General features: G+C 62.1%; 14 protein-coding genes. 9 read left to right on the forward strand and 5 right to left on the reverse strand.

Translation table 11 applies throughout. From position 1 onward, the window contains the following. Window positions 1-160 precede the first annotated feature (160 nt). From cysN to G6K99_RS04205, 3 genes are all read right to left on the reverse strand, one after another. Window positions 161-1,669: a sulfate adenylyltransferase subunit CysN gene (cysN, locus tag G6K99_RS04195; protein WP_174195798.1), complete on the reverse strand. Its 1,509-nt coding sequence runs from the start codon at window positions 1,667-1,669 to the stop codon at window positions 161-163. A 1-nt stretch (window position 1,670) separates the two neighbouring features. Further along, window positions 1,671-2,624, reverse strand: a complete 954-nt coding sequence (gene cysD / locus G6K99_RS04200) for a sulfate adenylyltransferase subunit CysD (protein WP_174195799.1) — start codon at window positions 2,622-2,624, stop codon at window positions 1,671-1,673. 69 nt (window positions 2,625-2,693) lie between these two features. Continuing rightward, complete coding sequence (locus G6K99_RS04205) at window positions 2,694-3,500, reverse strand: phosphoadenylyl-sulfate reductase (RefSeq protein ID WP_174195800.1); 807 nt, start codon at window positions 3,498-3,500, stop codon at window positions 2,694-2,696. Between the two features lie 359 nt (window positions 3,501-3,859). Here G6K99_RS04205 and G6K99_RS04210 point away from each other — a divergent pair, with 359 nt between their 5' ends. Then, the gene (locus G6K99_RS04210) at window positions 3,860-4,345 is read left to right on the forward strand and encodes an Rrf2 family transcriptional regulator (RefSeq protein ID WP_062579533.1); all 486 of its coding nucleotides are present in this window, start codon (window positions 3,860-3,862) and stop codon (window positions 4,343-4,345) included. A 17-nt stretch (window positions 4,346-4,362) separates the two neighbouring features. Here the strand turns inward: G6K99_RS04210 and G6K99_RS04215 are convergent, their stop codons facing one another. After that, the gene (locus G6K99_RS04215) at window positions 4,363-4,557 is read right to left on the reverse strand and encodes a hypothetical protein (protein ID WP_174195801.1); all 195 of its coding nucleotides are present in this window, start codon (window positions 4,555-4,557) and stop codon (window positions 4,363-4,365) included. Window positions 4,558-4,873: 316 nt separating this feature from the next. Between G6K99_RS04215 and G6K99_RS04220 the strand changes: the two genes are divergently transcribed. From G6K99_RS04220 to G6K99_RS04255, 8 genes are all read left to right on the forward strand, one after another. Then, entirely contained in the window at window positions 4,874-5,908 is a 1,035-nt protein-coding gene (locus G6K99_RS04220; protein ID WP_092661552.1) for a sulfate ABC transporter substrate-binding protein, read from the forward strand. Window positions 5,909-5,920: 12 nt separating this feature from the next. Beyond that, entirely contained in the window at window positions 5,921-6,778 is an 858-nt protein-coding gene (gene cysT / locus G6K99_RS04225; protein WP_062453545.1) for a sulfate ABC transporter permease subunit CysT, read from the forward strand. 197 nt (window positions 6,779-6,975) lie between these two features. Further along, a complete protein-coding gene (gene cysW, locus G6K99_RS04230) occupies window positions 6,976-7,839 on the forward strand; it encodes a sulfate ABC transporter permease subunit CysW (RefSeq protein WP_174195802.1) in 864 nt (287 codons plus the stop codon). Window positions 7,840-7,852: 13 nt separating this feature from the next. Then, window positions 7,853-8,902: a sulfate/molybdate ABC transporter ATP-binding protein gene (locus G6K99_RS04235; RefSeq protein ID WP_174195803.1), complete on the forward strand. Its 1,050-nt coding sequence runs from the start codon at window positions 7,853-7,855 to the stop codon at window positions 8,900-8,902. Between the two features lie 160 nt (window positions 8,903-9,062). Beyond that, window positions 9,063-10,382, forward strand: a complete 1,320-nt coding sequence (locus tag G6K99_RS04240) for a phosphatidylglycerol lysyltransferase domain-containing protein (RefSeq protein WP_174195804.1) — start codon at window positions 9,063-9,065, stop codon at window positions 10,380-10,382. After that, window positions 10,379-11,749: a virulence factor family protein gene (locus G6K99_RS04245; RefSeq protein WP_174195805.1), complete on the forward strand. Its 1,371-nt coding sequence runs from the start codon at window positions 10,379-10,381 to the stop codon at window positions 11,747-11,749. Before G6K99_RS04240 ends, G6K99_RS04245 begins: the two co-directional genes overlap by 4 nt. Window positions 11,750-11,821: 72 nt before the next feature. Continuing rightward, a complete protein-coding gene (locus G6K99_RS04250; RefSeq protein WP_062453540.1) occupies window positions 11,822-12,103 on the forward strand; it encodes a YlcI/YnfO family protein in 282 nt (93 codons plus the stop codon). After that, window positions 12,100-12,399, forward strand: a complete 300-nt coding sequence (locus G6K99_RS04255; RefSeq protein WP_062453539.1) for a type II toxin-antitoxin system RelE/ParE family toxin — start codon at window positions 12,100-12,102, stop codon at window positions 12,397-12,399. Before G6K99_RS04250 ends, G6K99_RS04255 begins: the two co-directional genes overlap by 4 nt. A gap of 12 nt (window positions 12,400-12,411) precedes the next feature. On the opposite strand, the gene betA is transcribed toward G6K99_RS04255, so the two are convergent. After that, a complete protein-coding gene (betA, locus tag G6K99_RS04260) occupies window positions 12,412-14,064 on the reverse strand; it encodes a choline dehydrogenase (protein ID WP_174195806.1) in 1,653 nt (550 codons plus the stop codon). Between the last annotated feature and the right edge of the window lie 68 nt (window positions 14,065-14,132).

The following is a 14,132-nucleotide window of genomic DNA, read 5'->3' on the forward strand; positions in this document are numbered from 1 at the left end:
GGCATGATATAGGTGGATCCGCCGCTTGTGCAAACGTCTCGTGCACGATGCTGCTTGATTAGGCGATTGGTTCGCCGCCAAGTGTGGCAAACCTGCCGGGATAGCGATGGGCCGGGTTCTGCACCCCGGCCCATCGGTGTTTGAAAATTCCTGTTTTAAATCAACGGTCTTTGTCGCCCGATGTCAGGATTTCGGCAGCTTCCGCGCCGCTCACCCTGCGGATCTCCACGTCGTCGCGGCGGGCGGCAAACGCGTCGGTTGCCATCAGCAGTTCGGCAAGATCGGCAGGCAGGGAGAGAATCACGCGGTCGCCCTGGCTTGGCTCGCCACGGCGAATGCCGCCGAGTTCGCCGCGCTTGGCCGTGATCATGCCGCCGGCGACCGTATTCAGCGTATCCGGGTCGATCAGGATGAAGGCACCGGTCGAGCGGTTCTGCTCATAGGTGTCGAACACCGCCTGCTCTTCGAAAGACAGGCGCACCTTGCCGATCGCGTTCATGTCGAGGCCGGACGCATGCGGAGCCCAGCTGCCCGACTGCAGGTCGAGCTGCGAGATCGGCTCCACCGCCACGCGCTGGCGGCGCGAACCGCTTTTCAGCCAGTAGCGCTTGCCGGGTTCAATGCCACCAGGCTGCAACGCCACCATCTGCGCCTCGAAGCTGACGCCGGTCATCGGCTGGCCGTCGAGCGAAGCGATCACGTCGCCGCGCGCGACATCCACCTGTCGGTCGAGCACCAGCGTGATCGCGTCGCCGGCGACAGCTGCGTTGCGCACGAGGTCGAAGGTGACGATCTGCTTGACGTTGGCGATCGTGCCAGACGGCAGGATGACGACGCTGTCGCCCGGCTTGATCGAGCCGCCCGCAACCGTGCCCTGATAGCCGCGAAAGCTTTCGCCGGGACGCGAGACGCGCTGGACGGGCAGACGGAAGCCACCGGTCTGCGTGGAGCGGGTCGTCGCCAGTTCCAGCGCCTCGACCAGCGTCGGGCCTTCATACCACGGCATCGTGGACGTTGCGGGATAGACGACGTTTTCGCCCTTCAGCGCCGACATCGGGATCGCGGTGATCTGGCGAACGCCGAGCGACAGCGCGAATTCGCGGAATTCATGGCTGATACGGTCGAAGATCTCGCGGTCGTAGTTCACGAGGTCGAACTTGTTGACCGCGAGAACGAACTGCCGGATGCCCATCAAGGATGCGATCGTCGCATGCCGGCGGGTCTGTTCCAGAAGCCCGACGCGGGCGTCCGCGAGCAGAATGGCGAGATCGGCCGTCGAGGCGCCGGTCGCCATGTTGCGGGTATACTGCTCGTGGCCGGGCGTGTCGGCCACGATGAACGAACGCTTCTCGGTCGAGAAATAGCGATAGGCGACGTCGATCGTGATGCCTTGTTCGCGCTCGGCCTGGAGACCATCGAGAAGCAGCGCGAAATCCGGCAGGCCGAGATCGTTCTGGCCGCCGCTATCGCGGGCAAGCGTCACCGCCTGGTCTTCCTTGACGGCCTTGGTATCCCAGAGAAGCCGGCCGATCAGGGTCGACTTGCCGTCATCGACGGAACCGCAGGTGATCAGCCGCAGCGGCCGCACGTCACGGGTGATCTTGGCAGCGGATTCCGCAAAGGGCAGAATGGTGGCCGAAGCGGCGGTGGATGTTGCTGTCACGCTCATCTCAGAAATATCCTTCACGCTTCTTCTTTTCCATCGAACCCGACTGATCGCGGTCGATGGCGCGGCCCTGGCGTTCGGAAACGGTGGCAATTTCCAGTTCGGCGATGACCTCTTCGAGGTTCGACGCCGTCGAGCGGATCGCGCCTGTCAGCGGGAAGCAGCCGAGCGTGCGAAACCGGATCGAGCCATGCTTGATCTCTTCGCCGGGAAGCAGTTCCAGCCGCTCGTCTTCGGCAAGGATCATCATTCCGTCGCGCTCCACGTAAGGGCGCTCGGCAGCGTAGTAGAGCGGCACCAGCGGAATGTTTTCCGCCTGGATGTAGCGCCAGATATCCACTTCGGTCCAGTTCGACAGCGGGAAGGCGCGCACGCTTTCACCCTTGCGGATCATGCCGTTATAGACGTTCCACAGTTCCGGCCGCTGGTTGCGCGGATCCCATTTGTGGTCAGGCGTGCGGAACGAATAGATCCGTTCCTTGGCGCGGCTTGCTTCCTCGTCGCGTCGCGCGCCGCCGAAGGCTGCGTCGTAACCGCCGGCATCCAGCGCCTGCCTCAGCGCCTCGGTCTTCATCACGTCGGTATAGAAGGACGAACCATGGGTGAACGGCGTGATGTTTTCTTGCCTGCCGCGGACATTGCTGTGGACCACGAGGTCGAGATCGTACTCCTCTGCGATCTTGTCGCGGAACGCGATCATTTCCTTGAACTTCCACGTCGTATCCACATGCAGAAGCGGGAAGGGCACGCGACCCGGGAAGAAGGCCTTTCGGGCGAGATGCAGCAGGACGGAGGAATCCTTGCCGATCGAATAGAGCATGACCGGGTTTTCGAATTCGGCCGCCACCTCTCGGAAGATGTGGATCGCTTCGTTTTCCAGGGCCTTGAGATGAGGATCGAGCGGCGGGCGGGAAACGGGCGGGTTCTTGATTTCCGTTTCCTGTACTGACAGGGGCATTTCAGTCTCCGGTATTCTTAAAGACACAACATAGATGGCAAGGGCGGCAGGCGCTGCGATCCGGACGGATCATCGGATGGCGCTTGCCCTTTGGATGACCGAGGAGCGGGCCGCGGGGTCTTCGGAGGCCTGCGCGTCAGACGCGTGACTTTCCGAAACATGCAGGCCGCATTCGCGCTTTTCGTCGTTTTCCCACCACCAGCGGCCGGCCCGTTCGGGCTCGCCCGGCTTGATGGCGCGGGTACAGGGCTCGCAGCCGATCGACGGATAGCCGCGGGCGTGCAGCGGATTGATCGGGATATGTTCGGCCGCGACATGCGCGTTGATGCGGTCGATGTCCCAGTCCGCCAGCGGATTGATCTTGATCAGATTGCGCTCGGCGTCGAATTCGGCAAACGGCGTTGTCGCCCTGTTGCCGGACTGTCCGCGGCGAAGCCCGGTGATCCAGATCTCGGCGCCGGACAGCGCTTGCGCGAGCGGCACCAGCTTCCTCACACGACAGCAGGCGTGGCGGGCTTCGACGCTGTCATAGAAACCATTGATGCCGTAGGTCTCGACAAACGCATCGACATCGTCCTTGGTCGGGTAGAACCTGATGATCTCGAGGTCGTAGCGCGCTTCGGTCTCGGCGATCAGGTCAACGGTTTCGCGAAACAGCCGGCCAGTCTCCAGCGTCGATACCTCGATCGGCAGACGATGCGTGCCGATCGCAGCTGTTATCACCTGATCCTCGATCCCGAGCGACGTGGTGAACACGGCGCGGCCGAGCCCTGCCACAAGCGACAGACGGCCGGCAAGGTCGAGGCCTGCAAGGCGAGTATCGAGATTTGCTGCAAGTGCCTGATGGTCAAGCCTTGCCACGTCCTGAAAGGTCATCGGTCATCTTCCGTAAGCAATGGCAAGATTATTGTGGGACAGGGCGGGGAAAGACAGGAAAAGCCGTTTCAACCTTTGGATCTCGTGAGCAAATATCTCTCCAAAGCTCCGCCTACACAGAAAACCCGACGCCTTAACCAAATGTGAGCCTTTTTTGCCCGCCAATGCGGCCATTGGTTTGTAATTTCTTGCCATTTGCGCTATCCCAGGACCAGGTTTTGCATTGCGGCATCGCCGCGTGCCGGCCTGCTCCTCGCGAATGCCGGTTGCGGCTTCATCGTGGATGCCCAGAGGAAAAATAAGCGGCGACGTGAGACCGATTTCGGCCTTGCGGCGGCGCTGCTGTTAGTGGTCGCGGTATGATATCCCAGAAGGCGAAATATGCGTTGAGAGCCCTGACGGCCTTGGCGCAGGCGGATCCTGAAGAACCGATGCTGATCTCCGAGATCGCGGTTCAGCAGAGCATTCCGAAGAAGTTTCTGGAGCAGATCCTGCTCGACCTCAAACGTTCGGGGATCGTCGTGTCGCGGCGCGGCAAGCAGGGCGGCTATCTTCTCCTGCGGCCCGCCGACGCCATCACCTTCGGCGAAGTGCTGCGTCTGGTTGACGGACCGATCGCGCCTCTGCCGTGCCTGTCCCAGACCGCCTACCGCAAATGCGATGATTGCGATGGCGAACACCTCTGCGAAATCCGCCACGTCTTCGCCCGCGTTGCTGACGCCACCCGCGACGTGCTGTTCAGCACTACCATCGCCGATGCGGTGGAAGGGGCAGGGGTCGAAGTGGCCGCAGCGGACACTGACGCTGCCGACGCCGGACAGGTACGCGAACTGCTGTCGGCCTGAGCCTAGTTTTCGCCCTGCTAATCGCCTGGGGTCTTCACGTCGACAAGGGGATCGAAATGCACGCCTTGCGTCTTTCCGTCCGGCGATTTGAGAACCAGTTCCCCATCGCCGCCAGAGGCCCGACCCAACCGGCGTTCCACCCGTTTGTCATCGAGCCTTGCGCGGACGTCATCCGGAAGTTCGCCGCGCAGCTCTTGCCAGTCAACGCTCATCGCATTCCTCCCTTCAGCCACGCGTCAAACCGGGCATCGGCCTTAGCGAACATCTGACACACCGTCATCTCAGGCTCTCAGGTCCCAATCAAACGAATATTGTTTCACGTCTCCCGCCCAAACCCGACCAACGTCCCGGATTGCCTTACCCCTTCCTCCGCTTTTCCCAGCATTGCCGTTTCGCCTCTTGGCCTCGCGGGAACGCGCCCTTGTCGCCACAGCCCGTCAAAGGGAAACAGTTTTGCCTTGGTTTCGCCGTCGATTGACTAAGACGACCGGCTCGGTAGAGTTTGGGCAGATCACAGGGGAGGCATTCATGCTGAATTTTACCGATGGGATATCGAAGCGGCTTCTGGCACTGGCGCTCGGCGTAACGCTTGCCGCCGGCAGCGTGGCGCCGGCTTTTTCAGCCACCCAGCTCCTCAACGTGTCCTATGACCCGACGCGCGAGCTCTACAAGGATTTCAACGCCGCCTTTGCCAAGCACTGGAAGGCAGAAGGTGGCGATGATGTCGCCATTCGCCAGTCGCATGGCGGTTCCGGCGCGCAGGCCCGCTCCGTCATCGATGGTCTCGGGGCCGATGTCGTGACGCTGGCGCTGGAAAGCGATATCAACGCCATCCAGAAGGCCGGCAAGATCAAGGAAAACTGGCGTTCCCGCCTGCCGAACAATTCCTCGCCCTACACGTCGACGATCGTCTTCCTGGTGCGCAAGGGCAATCCCAAGGGCATCAAGAACTGGGGCGATCTGGTCAAGGGCGACGTTTCGATCGTCACCCCGAACCCGAAGACCTCGGGCGGCGCCCGCTGGAACTATCTGGCGGCCTGGGCCTGGGCTAACGAAGAATTCAAGGGCGACCAGGACAAGATCAAGGCCTATATCGCCGATCTCTACAAGCGCGCTCCCGTCCTCGATACCGGCGCCCGCGGCTCCACGGTGACGTTTGCACAGCGCCAGATCGGCGACGTGCTGCTTGCCTGGGAAAACGAGGCCTATCTCGCCGGCGAGGAATTCGGCAAGGACGCATTCGACATCGTCGTGCCGCCCATCTCGATCCTCGCAGAACCGCCGGTCGCCGTCGTCGACGCGACGGTCGATGAGAAGGGCACCCGCAAGGTCGCCGAAGCCTATCTTCAGTATCTCTATTCCGACGAAGGCCAGAACATTGCGGCCAAGCACTTCTATCGCCCGTCGAGGCGCGATGTGGTAAAGCCTGAATTGCTGAAACAGTTGCCGGATATCAAGCTGGTCACCATCGACGACCCGATCTTCGGCGGTTGGAAAAAGGCGCAGCCGGAGCATTTCGGCGATGGCGGCATCTTCGACCAGATCTACAAGCCGGGCAAATAAGTCGGAACCGACATGACCTCATCCACCGCTGCCACGTCGGCACGGTGGCGGGTAAAACAGCCGAGCATCATCCCGGGTTTCGGGTTGACGCTCGGCTTTTCGCTCGCCTACCTGTCGCTTATCATCCTCATTCCGATCGCAGGCCTGCTCTGGCGCACGGCCGAGCTCGGCTGGTCCGGCTTCTTCGCCATCCTCTCGGATCAAAGAACGATCCGGGCTCTCACCGTTTCCTTCGGAACGGCCTTTGCGGCAGCACTCATCAACGTCGTATTCGGCACGCTGCTCGCCTGGGTGCTGACCCGCTACCGGTTTCCCGGTCGCCGGCTGATCGATGCCATGGTGGACCTGCCGTTTGCGCTTCCGACGGCGGTCGCCGGCATCGCATTCGCCTCGCTCTATGCGCCGAATGGCTGGATCGGTTCGCTGTTCATGCCGTTCCGCATCGCCTTCACGCCCTACGGCATCGTCATCGCGCTGATCTTCATCGGTCTTCCCTTCGTCGTGCGCACCGTGCAGCCGATCATGGAAGAGATCGACCGCGAAGTCGAGGAGGCGGCAGCAACGCTCGGCGCCAACCGGTTCCAGACCATATTCCAGGTCCTGCTGCCCGGCTTGGCACCCGCCATCCTCACCGGCTTTGCACTCGCCTTTGCCCGCGGCGTCGGCGAATACGGCTCGGTCATCTTCATCGCCGGCAACATCCCCTATGTGTCCGAAATCGCACCGCTCCTGATCGTCATCCGGCTGGAAGAGTTCAACTATGCCGGCGCCACAGCGATCGCCACGATCATGCTGCTGATCTCGTTTGCCATGCTGCTGGTGATCAACCTCATCCAGGCCTGGAGCCGCAGGAGGTATGGTTATGTTTGATGGTTTCAGAAGTGCCTTGAAGAAGAACCCCTCCCAACCCTCCCCACAAGGGGGAGGGCTTAACCCAGCCTCACCCTCTGATGCAGGAACGCAGCGCTTGCCACGTCGGTTCTCCCTCCCCGTGGGCGGTCCGAAGGACGGGGCGAGACCCGTGGCTCGATCCCGGTCGCCCGGCAGGGCAGAGAGGGTCTTGTCTCATGTCTAAGTCCGCCCGCATCACACGTTTCCGCAGCCCCGCCGATGAAAGCCTCACCACCAAGCTCGTCCTGGTTGGCGTATCCCTCATCTTCCTCGGCTTCTTCCTGTTCCTGCCGCTCGTCTCGGTCTTCGTCGAGGCGTTTCGCGATGGCTGGGGTGCTTACGAGGAAGCGCTGGTCGAACCCGACGCCTGGGCCGCGATCGGGTTGACGCTCACGGTCGCCGCCATCGCCGTGCCGCTCAACCTCGTCTTCGGGCTTGCGGCAGCATGGGCCATCGCCAAGTTCGAATTCAAGGGCAAGGCCTTTCTGATCACCCTGATCGACCTGCCGTTCTCGATCTCGCCGGTCATCTCGGGTCTCGTCTATGTGCTGCTGTTCGGCAGTGCCAGCGTGCTTGGACCCTGGCTGAAGAGCTATGGCATCGAGATCCTCTTTGCCGTGCCAGGCATCGTGCTGGCCACCGTGTTCGTCACCTTCCCCTTCATCGCCCGCGAACTGATCCCGCTGATGCAGGACCAGGGTACCGGCGACGAGGAGGCGGCCCTGTCACTCGGCGCAACCGGCTGGCAGACATTCTGGTATGTGACGCTGCCCAATATCAAGTGGGGCCTGCTTTACGGCGTGCTTCTCTGCAATGCTCGCGCCATGGGCGAATTCGGCGCTGTCTCGGTCGTATCCGGCCGCATTCGGGGGCTCACCAACACGATGCCGCTGCATGTTGAGATACTCTACAATGAGTACAACATGGTTGCAGCCTTCGCGGTGGCCTCGCTGCTCGCACTTCTAGCGCTCGTCACGCTCGCTCTCAAAACCCTTCTCGAACTTCGGTTCGGTGCCGGCTCAGCCGGCGGCAGACATTAAAGGCTCCCGCTCTATGGAAGTTAGCATCAACAATATCCGCAAGGAATTCGACCGCTTCGCCGCGCTGAACGACGTGTCGCTGAAAATCGCGTCCGGCGAACTGATCGCGCTGCTTGGTCCGTCCGGTTCCGGCAAGACGACGCTGCTGCGGCTGATCGCCGGGCTGGATTTTCCAACCGACGGCCAGATCTTCTTCGGTGCCGAAGATGCCTCGCATCATTCCGTGCAGGATCGCAATGTCGGCTTCGTATTCCAGCATTACGCGCTGTTCCGGCATATGACGGTGGCGGAAAACATCGGATTCGGCCTGAAGGTTCGCCCCTCCGCCAGCCGCCCGTCCAAGACCGAAATCAGAAAGCGCGTCTCCGACCTGCTCGATATGGTCCAGCTGTCGGGGCTTGAGAGCCGCTATCCGAACCAGCTTTCTGGCGGCCAGCGCCAGCGTGTGGCGCTCGCCCGCGCCATGGCGATCGAGCCGCGCATCCTGCTGCTCGACGAACCCTTCGGCGCGCTCGATGCCAAGGTCCGCAAGGAACTGCGCCGCTGGCTGCGCGAGTTTCACGATCGCACCGGCCACACCACCGTCTTCGTCACCCACGACCAGGAAGAAGCGCTGGAGCTCGCCGACCGCGTCGTCGTCATGAGCCAGGGCAAGATCGAACAGGTCGGCTCGGCAGACGACGTCTATGACCGGCCGGGGTCGCCCTTCGTGTTCTCCTTCATCGGCGAATCCTCGCATCTTCCGGTCGAGGTAAAGGACGGCACCGTGCTGTTCCAGGGCGAGCCGATCGGTGTGTCCGGAGAGGCGAACAGTTCCGGCGACCTATACTTCCGTCCCGAAGATGTGGAGCTGACGCAGGAACGCGACGCGCTGTTCGGCAAGGTCACGGCCTCGCGGCGTCTGGCCGGCACCCGTATCGCCGAGATCGATATCTCCAACCCCGGCGGAAGCAACGGCCATGAGCCCTTCCATGTGGAGATCGAGGTGCCTTTGCACGCCCCGATCGAACTCGGCTCCGAAGCACGGTTTCGTCCGACCCGCTGGAAGATATTCGGTCGATGACACAGCTGCTGGTATGGGCCGGGTACCAGCTTTTCACATTCTAAATTGATCCCTATCAATTCCGGGCGCATCGGAAGCTGATATGCAGCCTGCGCGCGTAAGCTTCGGTAAATCAAAGTGCTCTATGAAGCTCGCAGTTCGTTAGTCCGACAGGTCCCCTATGGCAGATATTGCGCATGAAACGATGGCCCCCGCCGTTGCGGAGGGTGGAGCGGTCTCCGCTGCGGGTCAGATCGGCAGGTTTCTTGCCGAGCGCTTGGCGGACATTCTCGGCAATCGCGGCCTTGCCTTCTATTTCGCGCTGATCGCCTTCACCGTGGCGCTGTCGCTCTACGTATTTCTGGAGGAGAACCTGCTCGCAGTCGCCTGGCATCTCATCATCGGCGATGTCACGACCCGCGTCTCGGCCGGCTTCGTTACTGTCGCTTTCGTCGGCACGCTTGCCGCCAGCCGTCACCTGCGCATTCCGCGGCCCGTCTCCCGTGTTCCATCCGGCGAAGACCTGCAGAGAGCGCTCGATCTCCTGGCGCTCCAGCCCAATGCCAGCGCCGGCCTCGTGCGCCTGGGCGATAAGAAGCTGTTGTTTTCCGATTGCGGCACTGCGTTCATCATGTATGCGCGCTCCGGCCGGACCTGGGCGGCGCTGTTTGATCCGGTCGGCTGCCGCAAGGCGTGGCCGGGACTGATCGTCAAGTTCATGAACGCCGCGCGCCGCGATGGCTGCCGCGCCGTGTTCTACCAGGTCTCGCCCGAGTTTCTGCCCTGCGCAGTCGAGGCGGGTCTGAAACCCTACAAGCTCGGCGAACAGGCGGTGGTTCATCTCATCGATTTCGATCTGAAGGGCGGCGCCTGGCTGAAACTGCGCCGCTCGATCAACCGTGCCGAACGCGACGGGCTGGAATTCTCGTTGCTGCCGGCCGAAGCGGTGCCCGGCGTGATGGACGAGCTTATTGCCGTCTCCCGCGCCTGGCTTGCCGCCCATAACGCCGCCGAAAAGGGCTTTTCGCTCGGCACTTTCCAGCCGGCCTACGTGGCAGCCGGACCTGTCGCCGTCATCCGTCTCGAAGGCCGCATCGTCGCCTTCGCCAATATCCATGCGACGAGCTCGAACGGCGATGCCTTTATCGACCTGATGCGGCATGTGCCGAACACCCATCGCGGCATGATGGATCTGCTCTTCGTGCGCATCATGGAGCACTTCAAGGCAGAAGGGTATCGCACGCTCAATCTCGGCATGGCGCCGCTTTCAGGCCTTGCCACCCACCGCCGCGCGCCGCTCTGGAACCATATCGGCAACCGTATTTTCGAAAACGGCGAACGCTTTTACAATTTCCGTGGCGTTCATGCGTTCAAGTCGAAATTCGATCCGGAATGGCAGCCTCGCTATCTCGCCGTTTCGGGACGCGGCATGCCGCTCGTTGCCCTGTTCGACGTGACCAAGCTGATTGCCGGCGGCCTGAGAGGCATTCTTCGCCGATGAAGCTTCTGCCAGCAATCGTTGCCGGCATCACCGTGGTCGCCGCCGCGGTGAATGCGTTTGAGTGGTGGGCCGGCCCCGGCATTCGAAGCCTGCCGACCGACCGCATCGCCTATCCCGACGCAAAGGCATCCGGCATCGTTCTCCTCCTGTCCGGCACCGAAGGCTGGTCGGACCGCGAACAGACGGTCTCCGACGCACTGGTTGCCGGCGGCGCCGTGGTCGTCGGCGTTGATCTTCCCGACTACTACGAGGCGCTCGCGCGCGAAGAGGACCGGACCTGCCTCTATCTCGTCTCCGATATCGAGGAACTGAGCCGCCAGATCCACCGCGACCAGGAGATCGCCGCCTACCTGCCGCCGGTCATCGCCGGCATCGGCGGTGGTGGCGCCCTGGCGCTCGCGATTGCCGCCCAGACGCCGGCCTCGACCATCGCGGAAACGATCGCCATCGATCCTCAGGCCTTCATTCCCGTCGAAAAGATCCTCTGCACGCCGGCCCCCAAGACGGTGGTCGACGGCGGCGTTGCATACGGCCTCACGCCGGGCCCGCTGCCGGAACCTGTGCGCATCCTGCTGACGCCGCAGGCAGATCCGGCAGGGGAAGCCCATGCGGACGCTCTGAAGCAGAGCCATCCGGCAATCGAGATCACCGCCTGGGACGAAACCCCGGAAACCCTGCTGCTGCAAACCGTTTCCACCACGCTCACCCGCCTTCGCCAGACATCCTCGCCGCTCGGCCTGCCGATCGTGCCGACCTCGGCCGTGCCGCTGCATGATACGCTGGCGGTCATCTATTCCGGCGATGGCGGCTGGCGCGATATCGACCAGAAGCTCGCCGCCTATCTCGTGGAAGACGGCATCCCGGTCGTCGGCGTCGATGCGCTGCGCTATTTCTGGACCGAGAAATCACCCCAGGAGACGGCCACCGCTCTCTCCCGCATCATCACCACCTACCGCCAGCGCTGGAACGTCAAAAACGTCGTCCTGATTGGCTATTCCTTCGGCGCCAACATCCTGCCGGCCACCTATCGACTGCTGCCCGAAGCAGACAGACAGGTCGTATCGTTGCTCTCGCTTCTGGCCCTCTCGCATCAGGCGGATTTCGAGATCGCCGTCACCGGCTGGCTCGGCTGGGCAGGGGCCGCCAAGCAGGGCGATCCGGTCGACGACATCGCCGAGATCGAGCCGCACAAGATCCAGTGCATCTACGGCACGGAGGAGGAAGACACGGCCTGTCCTGCTGTCGAGGACATCCCCGGCACACTCATCCATTCACGCCCCGGCGGCCACCATTTCGATGGCGACTACCGCGCCCTCAACCGGCTGATCGTGGACCGCATCAAGGCTTTGTCCTCCCCCGCGATGTGATCCGGATCCACTTGCCAGAATAAGCTTCCAGGCGCATCATGCATCGCACTTGCAACGCATGAGGTGATGCTAATGAAAACCGCAACCATCCCGTCGCTGCGCGTCGACCCGGAACTCCGCGCGGCTGCCGAAAGCGTGCTGAAGGAAGGCGAAACGCTATCCGCCTTCGTCGAGGACTCGCTGAAGAGACAGATCGACTACCGAAAGACCCAGGCGGAGTTCATCGCCAGGGGGCTGGCAGGTCTGGCCGAAGCTGAGCGCACCGGTGTTTACTACAGCCATCAAGACGTACTCGACATGTTGGAAAGCAAGCTGGAAAAAGCGAGGGCGAGGAAAGCCGTTGAAACTCGATGACCGTCAGGCTGGTATACACCGCAGCATTCTTTGAGGATATGGACAGGCTGGCGGATTTCCTCATTGAGCGAGATCCTGATCAAGCGATCCGGGCGATTACGGCTATAAAGAAAGCACTTGCTATCCTGATTGACTTTCCACTGATGGCGAGGCGTGCTTCCAGGGAAGATCCCCTCGTCCGGGAGTTGGTCGTGCCATTTGGTTCTTCCGGCTACCTCATTCTCTTCAAGCTCATTGACGATCAAACCGTCACCGTTCTCGCCATCCGCCACCAGCGCGAAGACGACTACCACTGACACCGCACGACCTTAGCGGTCGCTCATCGCCGCTCTCGGATTGACCCAGGGCTCCTGATTCCTGCGGGGCAGGGGCTGCTTGCCCAGAATATGATCCGCCGCCTTCTCGCCGGTCATGATAGACGGGCCGTTGAGATTGCCATAGGTCACATGCGGGAAGATCGAACTGTCGGCCACCCGCAACCCCTCGACGCCGATCACCCGGCATTCCGGATCGACCACCGCCATCAGATCGTCGGCCCGGCCCATCCGGCAGGTGCCGCAGGGGTGATAGGCGCTTTCCAGATGCTCGCGCAGGAAGGCATCGATCTCCTCGTCGCTCTCAACCTGTTCGCCCGGCTGGATCTCCGGCCCGCGATAATCGTCGAACGCCTTTTGGCTGAAGATCTCGCGCGTCAACCGCACGCAGTGGCGGAACTTGATCCAGTCTTCCTCGTGGCTCATGTAGTTGAAGCGGATGACAGGATCGTCCTTCGGATCGGACGAGCGCAGCGTCACCGCGCCGCGCGATTTCGACAGGTTGTAGCCCACATGCACCTGGAACCCGTGGCTCTTCGCCGCCGCCTTGCCGTCGTATGAAATCGCAACAGGCAGAAAATGATACTGGATATCCGGCTGCTTCAGTCCCGGTTCCGAGCGGAGGAACGCGCAGGCCTCGAACTGGTTGGAGGCGCCCAGGCCACCCTTGGTCATCAGCCACTGGGCACCCGCCACGCCCTGCCAGAACCAGGGCAGCCAGGAATAGAGCGAGACAGGCTTGGTGGAGATCTGCTGGAAGTAGAACTCCATGTGATCCTGCAGGTTGGCACCGACGCCCGGCCGGTCGGCCACGACCTCGATCCCCATGTCTTTCAGATGCGCCGCCGGCCCGATCCCCGACAGCATCAAGAGTTTCGGCGAGTTGAACGACGAGGCGGCAATGATCACCTCGCGGTTCGCCTTCACCACTTCCGGCACGCCCCTCCGCAGAACTTCGACGCCAATCGCACGACCGTTCTCGATCACGACCTTCTGCGCGAGGCCATAGACGACTTCGACATTCTTCCGCTTCATCGCCGGCCGCAGATAGGCGTTGGCAGCAGACCAGCGGCGACCGTCATGGATCGTCTGCTCCATCAGCCCGAAGCCTTCCTGCTTCGATCCGTTATAATCGTCGGTGGTCTCGAAACCGGCCTCTGCGCCCGCCCGGATAAAGGCGTGGAACAGCGGATTGGTCATCGGCCCGCGCTGAACATGCATCGGCCCATCCGTGCCGCGCCATCCCGCTTCGCCGCCGTGGGCCGTTTCCATCCGCTTGAAATAGGGCAGCACATCCGCATAAGACCAGCCGGTCGCGCCGAGATCCTCCCAGCGGTTGTAGTCTTCCGCATGGCCGCGCACATAGACGAGACCATTGATCGACGAAGACCCACCCAGCACCTTGCCCCGCGGCGCGGTAATCCGCCGGTTGCCGAGGTTCAGTTCCGGCTCCGAATAATATCCCCAGTTGTAGCGCTTCATGCTCATCGGCCAGGCAAGTGCCGCCGGCATCTGGATAAACGGACCATAATCGGTACCGCCCGCCTCGATCACGATGACCGAATGCTTCCCGTCCTCGGACAGCCGATAGGCCATGGCCGAACCCGCCGAACCCGAGCCGATGATGACGAAATCTGCACTTTTCATATCCGAGCTTTCATGTTGAGCAGAAGCCAATGGCAACCTTACCCTCCCCTTGAGGGGGGGGTGGGGTG

The sequence above is a fragment of the Neorhizobium sp. AL 9.2.2 genome, assembly GCF_013317225.1.
GTDB lineage: Bacteria > Pseudomonadota > Alphaproteobacteria > Rhizobiales > Rhizobiaceae > Neorhizobium > Neorhizobium soli.